This window comes from Streptomyces sp. NPDC033180 (assembly GCF_055577645.1).
Genome location: NZ_JBVIPU010000002.1, coordinates 859,205 through 873,673, shown reverse-complemented (window position 1 = coordinate 873,673; position 14,469 = coordinate 859,205). Strand labels below are relative to the sequence as shown.

The 14,469-nt window shown below is 72.2% G+C and carries 10 protein-coding genes and 2 pseudogenes; 5 read left to right on the top strand and 7 right to left on the bottom strand.

Features of this window, described 5'->3' with window-relative positions; genetic code table 11:
* The first annotated feature begins 417 nt into the window (after positions 1-417).
* Positions 418-1,677 carry a sensor histidine kinase gene (locus ACZ5WE_RS10625; RefSeq protein ID WP_467683808.1) on the top strand — a complete coding sequence of 420 codons (1,260 nt, stop codon included), beginning with the start codon at positions 418-420 and terminating at the stop codon, positions 1,675-1,677.
* Complete coding sequence (locus tag ACZ5WE_RS10620) at positions 1,674-2,339, top strand: response regulator (RefSeq protein WP_467683810.1); 666 nt, start codon at positions 1,674-1,676, stop codon at positions 2,337-2,339. The genes ACZ5WE_RS10625 and ACZ5WE_RS10620 overlap by 4 nt, the downstream gene beginning before the upstream one ends.
* On the opposite strand, the gene ACZ5WE_RS10615 is transcribed toward ACZ5WE_RS10620, so the two are convergent.
* Together ACZ5WE_RS10615 and ACZ5WE_RS10610 are read right to left on the bottom strand one after the other, a co-directional pair.
* Positions 2,300-2,575, bottom strand: coding sequence for a DUF6332 family protein (locus tag ACZ5WE_RS10615; protein ID WP_467683812.1), 276 nt, complete (start codon positions 2,573-2,575; stop codon positions 2,300-2,302). The genes ACZ5WE_RS10620 and ACZ5WE_RS10615 overlap by 40 nt on opposite strands.
* A 76-nt stretch (positions 2,576-2,651) precedes the next feature.
* Positions 2,652-4,151 (bottom strand): MFS transporter, encoded by a 1,500-nt coding sequence (locus ACZ5WE_RS10610; RefSeq protein WP_467683814.1) that lies wholly within the window; start codon positions 4,149-4,151, stop codon positions 2,652-2,654.
* Between the two features lie 89 nt (positions 4,152-4,240).
* Between ACZ5WE_RS10610 and ACZ5WE_RS10605 the strand changes: the two genes are divergently transcribed.
* The gene (locus tag ACZ5WE_RS10605) at positions 4,241-4,666 is read left to right on the top strand and encodes a MarR family winged helix-turn-helix transcriptional regulator (RefSeq protein ID WP_467683816.1); all 426 of its coding nucleotides are present in this window, start codon (positions 4,241-4,243) and stop codon (positions 4,664-4,666) included.
* A gap of 19 nt (positions 4,667-4,685) precedes the next feature.
* On the opposite strand, the gene ACZ5WE_RS10600 is transcribed toward ACZ5WE_RS10605, so the two are convergent.
* The 4 genes from ACZ5WE_RS10600 to ACZ5WE_RS10585 all read right to left on the bottom strand — a co-directional run bounded on the left by ACZ5WE_RS10600 (position 4,686) and on the right by ACZ5WE_RS10585 (position 12,344).
* Positions 4,686-5,420: a maleylpyruvate isomerase family mycothiol-dependent enzyme gene (locus tag ACZ5WE_RS10600; protein ID WP_467683818.1), complete on the bottom strand. Its 735-nt coding sequence runs from the start codon at positions 5,418-5,420 to the stop codon at positions 4,686-4,688.
* Positions 5,421-5,460: 40 nt separating this feature from the next.
* Positions 5,461-6,834: a cryptochrome/photolyase family protein gene (locus ACZ5WE_RS10595; RefSeq protein WP_467683820.1), complete on the bottom strand. Its 1,374-nt coding sequence runs from the start codon at positions 6,832-6,834 to the stop codon at positions 5,461-5,463.
* Between the two features lie 216 nt (positions 6,835-7,050).
* The gene (locus ACZ5WE_RS10590; RefSeq protein ID WP_467683822.1) at positions 7,051-7,515 is read right to left on the bottom strand and encodes a hypothetical protein; all 465 of its coding nucleotides are present in this window, start codon (positions 7,513-7,515) and stop codon (positions 7,051-7,053) included.
* 146 nt (positions 7,516-7,661) lie between these two features.
* On the bottom strand, positions 7,662-12,344 hold the full coding sequence (locus tag ACZ5WE_RS10585) for a cation-translocating P-type ATPase (RefSeq protein ID WP_469157285.1): 4,683 nt from the start codon (positions 12,342-12,344) through the stop codon (positions 7,662-7,664).
* Between the two features lie 262 nt (positions 12,345-12,606).
* Between ACZ5WE_RS10585 and ACZ5WE_RS10580 the strand changes: the two are divergent.
* Positions 12,607-12,843: pseudogene (locus ACZ5WE_RS10580) on the top strand (molybdopterin-binding oxidoreductase); the annotation flags it as partial.
* A gap of 18 nt (positions 12,844-12,861) precedes the next feature.
* Here the strand turns inward: ACZ5WE_RS10580 and ACZ5WE_RS10575 are convergent.
* Positions 12,862-13,839 carry an SDR family NAD(P)-dependent oxidoreductase gene (locus tag ACZ5WE_RS10575; protein ID WP_467683826.1) on the bottom strand — a complete coding sequence of 326 codons (978 nt, stop codon included), beginning with the start codon at positions 13,837-13,839 and terminating at the stop codon, positions 12,862-12,864.
* Between the two features lie 144 nt (positions 13,840-13,983).
* On the opposite strand from ACZ5WE_RS10575, the pseudogene ACZ5WE_RS10570 reads away from it, so the two are divergent.
* Positions 13,984-14,469, top strand: a pseudogene (locus tag ACZ5WE_RS10570) (sensor histidine kinase); the annotation flags it as partial.

Genomic DNA, 14,469 nt, shown 5'->3' with positions numbered 1-14,469 from the left:
GTTCGGCCCCGACCAGCCGGCCCTGCGCAACCCATCGAAGCCGTAGCCGCGCAGGCCGATGTCCCGCCACTGCTCGAAGGGCGCACGCAGCATCCACTTCACCTGACGGCCACGAGAACCCGCTGACCGGAGGCGTCGTCTTCCTCAAGGAACTCGGCGTCGGCACCGCCCTGACGATCCTCGTGGACGCCACCCTCATCCGCGCCGTCCTGCTGCCCGTCGCCATGCGGCTCGCGGGCCGCGCCACTGGTGGGCGCCGGGTCCGCTGCGTCGGCTGCACCGGCGCTTCGGCCTGCACGAAGGCGCGGAAGGGGACGCGGAGAGCGGCAAGGCCCTCGAGGTACTCCAACGGGAGTACGCGTGATCGCCACGTCCGGCTGACGCCCGCCGCCCGCCGCGCGGTCTAGCGTGGCCGACATGGATGAGCAGCGCGAACACAGGCGCGGCGGCCCGCTCCTGCCCCGGAGCGGACCGGCGATGTGGCGGCAGGGGCCGCCGTGGTGGAACCAGCGCGGCGAGACGGGGGACGTCAGCAGGCTTCCTTGGCTGACGACGCTGGTGATCACGGTTTTCGTGCAGATCGGCTCGAAGTACGCCGCGGAGGGCCAGCTCGACGTCCGGGAGCCGCTCGACACTTACGCCCGGCTGCTCCTGCTGGCGGGCACGGCCTCGCTCCTGCTGCGCCATCGCTATCCGATCCCGGTCGCGTACTTCACGGCCGGGACCGCGCTGGTCTACCTCGGGGCCGGGTACGCGTACGGCCCGGTCCTGATCACCGTCGCCGTCGGCTGCTTCGCCGCGGTCGTCGCGGGGCATCGGCGCGCGGCGTGGGGCGCCGTCGGGATGCTGTGGGCAGGGCATCTGCTGATCGCGCACTGGCTCTACCGATGGCTGCCACCGGACGGTGACGGACAGCGGACCTGGGGCCAGGAAACCGTCGTCGCCGTCTGGGTCGTCGCCATCATCGCCGTGTCCGAGCTGGCCCGCGTACGCCGTGAGCAGTGGATGAAGGAGCGTGCGGAGCGCGCGCGGGCCGCCGAGCGGCGGGCGGACGAGGAGCGGCTGCGCATGGCTCGCGAGCTGCACGACGTCCTCGCGCACAGCATCTCCGTGATCAACGTCCAGGCGGGCGTCGGCCTCGCGCTGCTCGACTCCGATCCCGAGCAGGCCCGCACCGCCCTGACCACCATCAAGGCCGCGAGCAAGGAGGCCCTGGGGGAGGTCCGCCAGGTCCTCGACACCCTCCGCGCACCCGGTGACGCCCCTCGTGCCCCGGCTCCCGGGCTCGACCGGCTGCCCGAGCTCGTGGAGCAGGCCGCGAGCACGGGGCTCACGGTCGACGTCGACACGGAAGGGGCCGCGAGGAAGCTGGCGCCCGGCGTCGACCTCGCCGCCTTCCGCATCATCCAGGAGGCCCTCACGAACGTCGTACGCCACTCCGGATCGCGGCACGCGCGCGTGCTCGTGCGGTACGAGGCCGCGGCGCTCACCCTGCGGGTGGACGACGACGGCCCCGCCACCGGCGCGGACGCGGGTGGCAGCGGCAACGGTCTTGCGGGGATGCGGGAGCGGGCCGCCGCCCTGAATGGCACGATCGAGGCGGGCTCGCGCCCGGACGGGGGCTTCCGGGTCACCGCCGTACTGCCCACCCGCACGTCACCTCAGGAGGACCAGTGATCCGCGTACTGCTCGCCGATGACCAGTCGCTGGTCAGGGCCGGTTTCAAGGCGCTGCTCGACGCCCAGGCGGACATCGGGGTCGCGGGGGAGGCGGCGGACGGCGAGGAAGCCGTGCGCATGGTGCGTGAACTGCGTCCCGACGTCGTCCTGATGGACATCCGCATGCCGCTGCTCGACGGGCTCGCCGCGACCCGGAAGATCACCGACGATCCTGACCTGAACGACGTGAAGGTGGTCATGCTGACCACCTTCGAGCTGGACGAGTACGTCTTCGAGGCGATCCGTTCCGGGGCTTCGGGCTTCCTCGTCAAGGACACCGAGCCCGAGGAACTGCTGCGTGCCGTCCGCGCGGTGGTCGACGGCGACGCGCTGCTCTCGCCCGGGGTGACGCGCCGCCTCATCGCCGAGTTCGCGGCCCGCTCCAAGGAGCCCGCGGGCCCCGAGCCGCTGGGGGAACTCACCGAGCGGGAGCGGGAGGTGATGGCCCTTGTCGGTATCGGCCTGTCGAACGAGGAGATCGCCCGCCGTCTGGTCGTCAGCCCGCTCACCGCGAAGACGCACGTCAGCCGCACCATGGTGAAGCTCGGCGCCCGTGACCGCGCCCAACTGGTCGTCCTGGCCTACGAGTCGGGTCTGGTCCGCCCCGGCTGGCTCGGCTGACGCGTCTCGCGCCGGTGGCGTACGAGGATCGTCACCAGGACCGCGACGAAGACGACGGACCCCGCGATCAGGCCGGCCCGGACCAGGGTGCCCTCGCTGGGTGAGGTCACGCCGAAGAAGAACGCCGGTGCTGCCACGGCCAGGCTCGTGCACCCCGCGAGGGACGTCGCGGCGAAGAGCGCGAAGCCGATCTCGACGGTGTTGGCGTCGCGCTCGGCCTGCGTCCTTCGCCCCATCCTCCGAGTGTGCGGTGCGCGCTCCCGGCGGGCAAGCAACTGCGTGCCGGGAGCGGCCTGTTGATCTGTCGGGTGCTCAGTCGTGGACGGCCACCGGCTCCCTCTCCGCCGCCCCTACCGCCTCCTGGGGCGCCGACTTCGTGACGACGACCGTCTCCCGCGTACGCCTCGTCCGTACTCCGGTGAGGGTGATGAGCAGCCCCGCGACAGCGATGGCCGTGACCACGATCAGGCCCGGCCGGTAGCTGTCGAGGACGGCCTGTGGTGAGGCGTCGGCGCCGTGGGAGGACGCGGTGATGACGGCCGTGACCACGGCGAGGAAGATCGCGCCGCCGACCTGGATCGAGGTGTTCAGGAGGCCCGACACCATGCCCTGCTCGTCGTCGTCCACGCCGTTGGTGGCCTGGATGTTGAGCGAGGGGAAGACCAGGGCGCACGCGAAGCCGAGCAGGATCATCGACGGCAGCACCATGGACGCGTACGACGGGTCGAGGCTGACGCGCAGGAACAGCACGTACGAGGCGACGAGCAGGACGAAGCCCGCCACGATGACCCGCGGCGTGCCGAACCGGTCGATCACCGAGCCGACCTTCGTGGACGACAGGGCGACGAGGGCACCCGCGGGCAGGAAGGCGAGCGCCGTCTCCAGGGCCGACCAGCCGAGCAGCGTCTGGAAGTACTGCGTGGCCAGGAACTGGAAGGAGACATAGCCGCCGAAGAACGTCATCGCACCGATCTGCGCCCGGAGTTGGGGCCCCGAACGCAGGACGCCGAGGCGGATCAGGGGGCTCGCGGTGCGCAGTTCGATGCGTACGAAGACGGCGAGCAGCACGGCCGCGGCGAGGAACGACAGGAGGGTGCGGGCCGACGCCCAGCCGGCCTCCGGCGCTTCGACGACGGTGAAGACGAGCAGCAGCATGGCCGCCGTGCCCGTGACGGCACCCGGCACGTCGTATCCGCCGACGTTCTTCTCGCGGGCGCTGCGCGGGATCAGCTTGAGACCGGCGATCAGCGCGACGACGGCGATGGGCGCGGGCAGCAGCATCGTCAGACGCCAGCTGGCCTCGGTGAGCAGCCCGGACAGGACGAGGCCCATGGAGAAGCCGGTGGCGGCGCAGGTGGTGTAGATGGTGAGCGCGCGGTTGCGGACCGGGCCCTCCGCGAACGTCGTGGTGATGATGGACAGGCCCGCGGGCGCGGTGAACGCGGCGCTCAGGCCCTTGATGAAGCGGCTGGCGATCAGCAGCGGACCCGAGTCCACGAACCCGCCGAGCAGGGAGGCGAGCGCGAAGACGGCGAGCGCGATGAGGAAGACGCGGCGCCGCCCGAGCAGGTCGGCCGCTCGTCCGCCCAGGAGCAGGAGGCCGCCGTAGCCGAGGATGTAGCCGCTGACGACCCACTGGAGGGTCGAGGTGGAGAGGTTCAGTTCAGAGCCGATGGAGGGCAGCGCGACGCCGACCATCGATACGTCGAGCGCGTCGAGAAACATCGCGGCGCAGAGCACGAGCAGAGTGCCCCACAGGCGCGGGGACCAGCGCTCCGGGGGCGCGGAGGCAGCTGTGAGCGGAGAAGTCATGCGGAGCACAGTACATGCACGTGCATTGAGTGCAAGTGCATTTAATTCCAATGCAACAAAGGGCGCGTTCTCTGCTACCGTGCGATGTCATGGCGGCGAAGAAGGCCGAGCAAGGGCTCAGGACGGCCGAGCAAGGGCTCGTGGATCAATGGCGCGACATCCTCGCGGTGCACGCGCGCACCCTGTGCGAAATCGACAGCGCCCTGCGTGAGCACGGCCTCGGGGCGAGCGACTTCGAAGTCCTCGACGTGCTGTCCGAGGGCGCCGCGGCGGATGGCGACTGCGCCTACCGCGTGCAGGACATCGCGGGCCGGGTGCACCTGAGCCAGAGCGCGCTGTCCCGCCTCGTCGGCCGCCTGGAGAAGGATGGTCTGGTGGAGCGCGCCATGTGCAGTGAGGACCGGCGCGGGGTGCGGGTCGTGCTCACCGGCAAGGGACGCGAACTGCACGCGGAGGTGCGGCCGCTGCAGCGCGCGGTCCTTGAACGGATGCTGGCGCGGCCCGACTCCCGCTAGTGCGACCTGGCCCGCCCTCTTACACGCCCGACGTCTCGCTCCACAGCGCGCTCAGTGCGGTGTCGCCGCTGACGTGCGGGAACGGCGCGCGGTTCCACAGCGCGAGGTAGAGGCGCTCCGCCGGTCCCGATACCTCGCAGTCGGCCCGGCCGTCCTCGCCCCGTTCCGTGACGGCCGGCTCCTGGGACAGGCGAACGGTCCACACGGCGTCCGGGCCGGCGTCCGTCGCCCGCACGCGCAGGACCCGGGGTTCCGGCGTACGCGCCCTGCTGCGTTCACGCGCGTGAAAACCGCGGAGCAGCTCGTCGATCCCGTCCGCGGCGAACGCCGTGCCGACCGGCGACGGCTCACCCCCGCGCGCGGACTCGGCGTCCACGCGGTGGATCGTCGTCTCGTGCGCCTGCCGCCGTGCCCAGAAGGCGAGCGGGGACGGCGCGGGCAGGAACGCCCAGCACCGGACGTCGGGCGCGGCGGCACGCAGCGTGCCGACCAGGTCGCCGTGCGCCTGCCGGTACCAGTCGGCCAGTGCGGCGCCGTCCAGATCGGGCGCATCCCCGAGGGGCAACCGGGATTCGTGGCCCTCGGTGATGTACGCGGCGGCCCAGCGGTGCACCGCTCCCGTGTGTTTCAGCAGGTCCCGCACCGCCCAGCCGGGACAGGTGGCCACTTTGGCCTCAGTCCCGGCCGTTTCGGCGGTGCGGGCCAGCAACTTGCCTTCCGCGTCAAGAACTTCAAGGTGCTCGGAGATCTCCATGTGCGGGATTGTGCCGGATGGAGTGCGCGCGAGTCTCTTTTCAGTCGCGACCACGGGCTTCTTTGAAGCGCGTGAGACCGTCGGCGAGGTCGATCAGCGGTGCGGGATAGTCGAGGCGGGCGCGCTGGCTCTCAGGGAGCCGCCAGGGCTCGTGCACCAACCGGCCCTCCACGTCCTTGAGTTCGGACACCCATCGGCGGACGTAGGCACCCTGCGGGTCGAAGCGTTTGCCCTGAACCACCGGATTGAGGACGCGGTGGGGCCGGGTGTCGGTGCCGGTTCCCGCCACCCACTGCCAGTTGAGCTGGTTGTTGGTGATGTCGCCGTCGACCAGCAGGTCGAGGAAGTGCCGGGCGCCGATCCGCCAGTCCACGTACAGCGTCTTGGTCAGGAAGCTCGCCGTCAGGAGGCGTGCGCGGTTGTGCATCCAGCCCTCGTGACGCAGTTGGCGCATCCCCGCGTCGACGAGCGGATAGCCGGTACGGCCCTCTCTCCACGCGGCGATGTCCATGGCCGCGTCGTCCTCGCCGCGCCATCGGTCGTGCCGGGTGCGGTAGTCCTGGACGGACGCCTCGGGCCTCGATGCCAGCACTTGGTGGTGGAAGTCGCGCCAGCACAGCTGACGGACGAACGCCTCCGCTCCCGGACCACCGTGCGTGCGGGCCCGCTGGACGAGTTCGACCGGTGACAGGGCCCCGAAGTGCAGGTACGGCGAAAGCCGGGATGTCGCGTCGCCCGCCAGGTCGTCGTGTCGTTCCTCGTACGTCGAAAGCCCCGAACGATTCCAGCGTGCGAACAACTCGCGTCCCGCCTTCTCGCCCCCGTGGGGGACGCCCGGCGAGATGTCGGCACCCGTGCCGCGGGACGGCAGCCGATCGCCGCGTACAGCGTCGGGAACGCGCACCGTGCGTGGCGCCGGACAGGTCTCCCTCAGCCGAACGCCCGACCAGCGGCGGAAGTAGGGGGTGAACACGGCGTAGTGGTCCGAGCCCGACGGCGTCAGGGTTCCGGGAGCGACGGCGGTGATCACGCTGTCATGGACGCGCAGTTCCACGCCGTGTGCGCCAAGACGGTCGCGCAGCAGCTCCTCCCGCCCGTGGGCGTACTTGGTGACGCCCGCGGCCATGTGCACTTCATCGGCCCCGCACTCCGCTGCGACCGCGGCGACTTCCCGGGCGACCGGCCCTGAGCGCACGACCAGGCGCCCACCTCGCCGGCGCAACGAAGCGTCGAGGTCGGCCAGGCAGTCGGCGAGGAAGGCGCTGCGGTTGGGCGCGTCGAATCCGGCCGCGTGCACACCGGGGTCGCGGACGAACAGCGGTACCACCTCGTCGGTACCCGCCAGCGCGGCGCGCAGCGGCGGATGGTCGTGCAGACGCAGATCCGAGGTGAACAGGACGACCGCGACGGTCATGTCGTCACTCCTGATGTCGTGAAGCGGCGCAGCCGCGCCTCGCCGCGCAGGCCGCAGCAGATGCCCGCGTTCGATCCCTTCGACGTGCCAGGAGTCCCCGGCCGCCCGCGTGACTACTTCATGCGGATGTGGGCCGGTGGATGCACGGGGTGAGTCAGCGGCCCCGTTCGGATGGTTCCGCCGTTGCGATCGGACCGTGGGCCGTCCGGGGTCGCGCTACCGCGCGTTCGCGTTTCCCTCGCCCGTCAGGAGGGGGCGCGTGGGGCCCCATTGGCGCAGTGCGGCGTAGCCGACGCCGATCGCCGCGGCTGTCGGGCCGCCCACCGCGCCGATGGCGGCCAGGCCGCCGAGGCCGAGATAGACGGGCAGACCGTCACGGGAGGGCAGCGCCCGGCGCGCGGCGGCCAGCGGAGTGGAGGTGGCGTCCACGACACCGCGGGCCATGCGCTCGACCGGGATGGACAGCGTGTAGTCGCCCTGCGAGCCGGAGCTTCGTGTGCGGGCCGTGGCTTTGCCTGCGGAGGACGTGGGCTTCGCGGCAGCCTTGGTGGCGGTCTTCGTCGACTTGGCCGTCTTGGAGCGGGACGTCGTCTTCTTCGCCGCCGGGCGGGACGAGGCCGTCTTCGCCGAACGGGATGCCGTCGCCTTCTTGGCAGGGGTCTGCTTGCGTGCTGTAGCCATGGGACATCGCTCCTTCTGATCGCGACAGATGTCCATCTTGAGATGGATCGTCCTGACCCGCACCTCCTGCGCGACCACGGCGTCACGCTGCGTAGCGCCTCTTGCCGGGAGGGGCCGCCGCCGCTGCCGGCCGGACAGGTGCCCCGTCAGCGCTCTTTCGGGGCTCCCGCGGCCGGGCGGCCCTCATCCGTCCGCCCGGCCCAGCGGCTGCCGGCCTTCATCGCGAGCGCCGTGGCGGCCGTGCAGGAGCCCACGGCCACAGTCCAGGAACCGGCCCCCAAAGGGCGGCAGCCGAAGAAGCGGCTGATCGCCGGCGTCTGGACCCCGGCCAGCAGGGCCAGTCCCGAAACCCCGCTGGTCAGGGTGACCAGTCGGCTGTGGCGGCCCATCATCAGGGTCTGCCCCAGCTGCGTGCCGATGAGAGCGACCAGGCCCATCGTGCTGGCCTCCTGCACGCGCCCGGTGGCTTTGCCCGCGCCCCAGGCGAGGGTCGCGCCCAGCGTGGTGGCCCCGCTGCGCACGGCGAGGGTGTGCGCCAGGGACGTGCCCCAGACCGTGGTGACGGGGCCGGAGCTGAGCGGGTCCTTCACGGGCTCGTCCTGGTCCGGCTGTCGCGATGCGGGGGCCTGTGCCTCGGTGTCGCCGGCGTCGTGCCCCGCTTGGTCGCCGCCAGGGGGCATGGACGGTGCGAGGGCGACCGCGAGGGCCGGCAGCATGTCGGTGAGCATGTTGACCAGAAGCAGCTGGCGGGTGGACAGCGGCGAGCGGCCGTCGACCGCGGTGCCGAGGATGGTGAAGGCGACTTCGCCCGCGTTGCCGCCGACCAGAATGGACACCGAGTCGCGCACCCGGCCCCACAGGGCCCGGCCCTCGCTCATGGCGGTGGCGATGCGCGAGGGGTCGGCCCGGGTGAGCACCAGATCTGCCGCCCTGCGCGCGGCGGTTGACCCGTGTCCCGCGATGGCGATGCCGACGTCGGCGAGCCGGATCGCCGGGGCGTCGTTGGTGCCGTCGCCCGTCATCGCGACGACATGGCCCGAGCGTTGCAGGGACTCGACGATACGGGTCTTGTGCTCCGGTGACACGCGGGCGAACACGGAGGTCTGCGCGATGCGCCGGTCGCGGTCGCGTTTCGGGAGCGTGTCGAGCTCCGCGCCGGTGAGCACCGACTCCGGTGCGGGCAGACCGAGTTGGGCAGCCAAGGCGGTGGCGGTGACGGGATGGTCACCTGTGATCATCACGGCGCGGGTGCCGGCCTGGGTGAGGCGGCGGACAGCGTCGGTGGTGGTGCGCCGCGGGGCGTCCGCGAAGGCGAGGAATCCGATCAGGGTGAGGTCGTCGGTCAGGGCCGCGAGGTCTTCCCCGTGTTGCGCGCGGTCGCCGGACGGCACGCCTTCCGCAACGGCGAGGACGCGTAGGCCTGCCGCGGCCAGGCGCCGCACCGTGCGCTGTGCGCGCAGGCGTCGGGCGGCAGTGAGGGCAACCGTCTCCCGGCCCGCTTCCCACACCGTCGCGCAGCGCGCAAGGACGACTTCCGGGGCCCCTTTGACCTCCAGGTGCAGCCGGCTGCCGTTGGTGCCGAGGGCCGCCGCGTAGCCGCGGTTGGTCTCGAAGGGGAGCTCCCGGATCAGCGACCAGGCGTGATCGGGCTCGGAGTGGTCGCGCACCGCCTCGATGACTGCCCGGTCGGTCGCGTGCGCCACGGCCTGGGGGGTAGCGGGGTCGGCCTGCGGGCAGGCACGGCCGCTGACGCGCAGCAGCCGACGGGCGTGGGCGCTGTCGAAGGACACCTCGCCGCCGTAGTCCGCGAGGCGCGTCACCGACAGACGGCCCGCGGTGAGCGTGCCGGTCTTGTCGAAGGCAACGGTGTCGACGCGCCCCAGGGCCTCCAGAGCGCGGGCGGAGCGCACCAGGACTTCCTGACCGCCGAGCCGGCGTGCCGCGGAGAGCTGGGCCGCCGTGGCGACAAGGGGCAGGCCCTCGGGGACCGCGGCGACCGCGATGGACACGCCGGAGCCGAGCGCCTGGCGCAGCGGCGTGCCCCGCAGCAGGGCGAGCCCGGTGACCACCGCACCCGCGGCGGCCGTCGCGGGCAGGGTGATACGGGTGAGGTCGGCGAGGCGGGCCTGCACACCGGTGGCGGGGGCGGCGCGGCCGCTCACGGCGGAGGCCCGGCCGGCTTCGGTGCTCGCGCCGACCGCGGTGACGACGGCGCTTCCGTGCCCCGCGAGCACGGTGGTTCCCTCGTAGATCATGCAGGAGCGCTCGGCCAGAGCGGCACCGGGAGTCGGGGCCGGGTCCTTGTCGACCGGCAGAGGTTCGCCGGTCAGGCTGGACTCGTCGACCTCGAGGTCGGTGACGCTCAGCAGCCGCGCGTCGGCCGGTACGACATCGGAGGGGCCAAGCAGGATGACATCGCCGACGGCGAGGCGGTCGGCGGTGACCGTCTCGAAGGGCTCATCGGCGAGGGCCACCGCCCAGTTGCGGTCGCGCGGGGTGGTCGTCAGGCGGGCGCGGCGTACGGTGACGCGCTCGACGTCGAGCAGTTCGTCCAGGGCCTGTTCGGCCTTCATCCGCTGCGAACCGCTGACCAGGGCGCTGCCCAGCATGACGCCGCCCACGAGGAGCGCGTCGACACGCGAGCCGACCACGGCGGACGCGGCCGCGCCGAAGGCGAGGACCGGAGTCAGTGGATCACGCAGTTCCTCCGCCACCGCCCGGGTCAGGGCAACGGCTCTCGGTGGCAGCAGGGAGGACGGCGGCCCGCTCCTCGTCCTGGGGCGCGCGGCGCCGTCCTTGCCGTCGGCGGTCGACTCCGAGGCGGCGTACTCGCGGACCCTGAGAAACGTCGCGCGAGCGGTGAGGCTGTGCCAACTGCCGCGCAGCGCCGGCTTCGGGGAGGGCAGGGTGCCCACTCTGCGAGCGGTGACGACGCCTCCGAGCAGGGCGAAGGCCGCTGAGCTGTGCATCGGTGAGAGCTTGCGGCGCTGGTGCTGGGGGGCGGCGTCCACCAGGGTCAGCAGCGCGCCCATGGCTGCTCCGCCCAGGGCCGTCCTGGCCGAGCGGCGGCTGACGCGACGGGCGGGGCCCAGGGTGCGCAGGAGCAGCCAGGCGGAGTCCAGTTCGTACGCGCAGATGAGGTCGGCGGACCAACTCGCCCCGTGGGAGCCGTGCAGCACGGACACACCGACGTCGGCCAGCGCCAGGGCGGTGTCCTGACCGGCGGCGATCACCATGACGACGCGGCCCTCCGTCTGCAGCCGCCGGACCTCATCGGACAGATCGCCGGGAAGGAGCACCTCGTCGGCCAGCGGCAGCAACTCGCCGATGCCGGCGTGCTCGGTGACGACCACGCGGTCGACGTTGGACCGGGCCGCCTCCAGTACGGCCTCTGCCAGCGGATCGAGGCCGCAGCCGATGGTGACCGTGCCGCAGTGGCGGTCCTGGCTGTCGCGCAGGTGGAAGGCCACTGTCCCGGACCCGTCCAGAAGAGGGCGCGCGTGCGCGCCCTCGCGCTCCAGGGTCCAGCCCCGTCGGCTCCACCGAGGCTGTTTCTGAAGTGTGGTCACATCCTTGGCACCGAGCACGTCTTGCGCGGTCTGCCATACCTCGGTGTCATCCAACTCCGTCCGCGTCGCCTGCGCCGACAGCAGGACGGGCCGGCTGCCGCACAGCACGAGGGAGTCGATGATGACCGTGTCGACCCGGTCGAGCCGGCGCAGCACAGCGGCGTTCATCGGCAGCACCCCGCGCCGGGCCAGGCGCCAGTCCAGAACAGCCGCGTACCCTTCCCGCCCCAGCCAGGCGGCCGGCGGCGCGGTCGTCATCAGGAGCTCGGTGGCCCGGAACGGACTGCGGGTGCCAAGGAGCAGTGCCGCTGCCCCGGCCAGGGAGCCGAGCGCGGCGCGGTCGGTGACTGTTTCGACGGGGCCGGGCGGCAGCGGCTCCGGCCGTGAGGGGCGTCTCACGCACTCGTGCGGCAGTACCGACTGGATGGAGTGCAGATCCGTTTCGTGCCGGGCCCAGGCGGCCCGGCGAGCGTGGGCCTCGACGATCTGAGCGCTGCGCCGCAGGACGTCGACGGCGATGGGCGCGGCGTTGTGGGTGAAGGTGTGGGCCGTGGTGATGGCCAGCGAGAGCAGCAGATCTCCGCGGATGCGTCCCAGATGTTCCTCCACGACGTGCCGCAGCCGCAGATGCGCTTCGGAAAGCACCAAGCACTCGCGGACCCCGTAGGGCAGCAGGGACGGCACCCGCACGAGGCGTCCAGCGGCGGAGACGCCGAGCCCGACCAGGCCGGCGGCGAGGGCGATGTACGCGGCCGTCTGCTCGATGTTGTCGGCGGGATGCTCCTGTGGCGCCGCCGGGAAAGCCTCGTCGGCCACGCCGTGAGCGGCTTCCACGCCCTCGATGACCTCTTCGATGAGGTCGACGTCCATCTGGTTCTCGTTGAAGATGACCAGGAGCCGGCGCGTCTCCGCGTTGGCCTCGGCCCAGTAGATGCCGTCGGTCTCCATCAGCGTCACGATCGCGGCCTTGACGATGGCGCGATGGGCGGTGCCCCGTCCGGTCAGGCCGCGCACCTGCAGATGGGCGTGGCCGTCGTGCGACCAGACCTGACGGGCGGTGTGGATGTCGCCCGAGTCGGCCAGTTCCGTGGCGATGGACCTGAGGCGGTCCGGCGCGTCCGCGAGCAGCGAGCCGAGCCGCTGGGGCGACGCACCTGCCAGCAGCCGCACCGCGCTCCCGCCGATCCCGGCCACCGTGGCGCCACCGCGCGGCACCGCCTGCGCTGCCGCCCTGAGACAGCCGTGCAGCGTACGACCCACGCCCGCGAAGGCAGCCGGCGGCAGACGCACCGAAAGGCACCGGGGAAGCCGCATTCGAGCCACGGGTGAGACCTCTCAGAGCTGGCGTGAGCCGGGTGCGGGGGCAGCGGCCGGGACGACCTGTGGGGAGGGCAACGATCAATAGGCTCAGCTTGCTCCGGGCGGCCGGGCGGCAGAGCGCTGGGTTCCGCCGAACAGCCGTGGACTGACACGCCTACGGGTGCTCCCATGCAACAGGCGTAACGCGGCAACGCACCGGCTGAAGGTGGGGGTCCGTGTCGACGAAGGGCCGTGGCAGGTGGCTGATCTGGTCACCGTGGACACACACGACACCTGGCGCCAGTGGTCCCTCCCCTGGAAGGCCACATCAGGCGGCCATGCCCTCACCGTCCGCGCCACCGACGGGACGGGCGAGACACAGACGGAGAAACGCACGCGCCCCATCCCCGACGGGGCCAGCGGGTGGCACTCGGTGGTCGTCACCGTCGTGCGGCCCTGAGTACCGGCTGACCTTCCCTCAGCTTTCCCGCTCGTTGTAGGCGTCCGCGGCGGTGTCGTTCAGGGCGCTGCCCCACGCCTGGAACCGGCTGCTCAGGGCGCCCTCGGGCGGGGCGACGTCTTTCCCGGGACGCAGGGGACGGTGGCCCGCGGGCGCCCCGGGGAGCAGTCGGGCCAGCACGCCGTTGAGGCGGGTGACCGCGGCGGGCGCCAGGCCGTGGGCCAGATCGGCAGCGCGTGCCGCGGGGGTCAGGACCAGGCGGGTGCGGCGCGTGAGCACCGCCTTGACGATGCGTTCCGCGGCTCGCTGCGCGTTCATCGAGATCACCGGCGCACCCGCCAGTGCCGAGAACCAGCCGAACTCGCTGCTGTGCGCGCCACCGAACTGGGCCTGAAGATGTGAGCCGGTCCGCATCAGCCCGGGATAGACAGCGGTCACACTCACACCGCCGGCCGCGGCTTCCGCGTGCAGGCCCTCGGCCAGGACGCCGGTCGCGGCCTTCGCGCAGGCATAGGGCAGCAGGTGGGGCACTCCCAGCAGACCACCCACCGACGAGATCAGAGCCAGTCGTCCGCCCTGCTCGCTCTCCCTGAGGTAGGGAAGGGCCTCGAGGCCGGTGTGCACGGCACCCATGTACATGGTCTCCATGGCGTCCCTGAACTCCGCGGCCCCAATGGCCTCCAGAGGGGCCACCTGGATGATCCCGGCATTGGCGATGACGATGTCGGGGCCGCCGCACGTGTCGTGAGCGGCCCGGAACATGAGGTGCACGGCTTCTTGGTCCCGGACGTCACAGACCGCGGTATGGATGGCGGCGCCGTGCCGGCGGGCCCGCAGCTTCTTCTGGGCGGAGGCCAGCTCTTCGGGGTCGCGCGCGGCGATCACCACCGTGCTGCCGCGTGCGGCGAGCCGGTCGGCCATCAGCAGGCCGAGGCCCCGCGAGCCGCCTGTGACGAGCGCGGTCAGACCTGACAAGGACTGCGTGGAATGCGACATGGGCGTGGTGACGCTCCTTCCTCTCGGCCGCCCCCGTCCCGGCCCCCGGCACCGGCCTCATGACCGGCTCCCGGACTCAGGGCTCGAACAGCGTCTTGATCATCTCGTGTTCTCGGCCATGGAGCATCTGGTGGAACGCGGCCGCAGTACGCGGCCGCCAACGAGCAGGCGGAACGCGAGAAGCACCTGGCCCGCCTGCGCACCGAGGCCGCCAGGATGGGTCTCCTCCGGGGCGACCTGCTGCTGCTCGCCCGCTTGGACGGATCCGAGGCCGAGGTACCGCTGCGGCTTGCGGACGCGGACCTGGGGGAGCTGGCGGGCGGGACGGCGAACGCCTTCCACGCCGCGCACCCCGACCACGAGCTGACCATGACGGCCGGCCCCGACCCGGTCCGGCTGCGCCTCGACCCGCTGCGCATCCGGCAGGCCCTCGACAACCTCCTCACCAACGCCGCCGAACACGCACCCGCCGGTACGAAGGTGTCCCTCGACGTCTCCGTCTCCTCCGGCGCGGCGCAGGTGAGGGTGACCGACGAGGGGCCGGGCATAGCCGCCGGCGACCGGGAGCGGGTCTTCGACCGCTTCGTCCGCATCGACGACTGCGCCGGGCGATGTACACCTGGCGGTTCG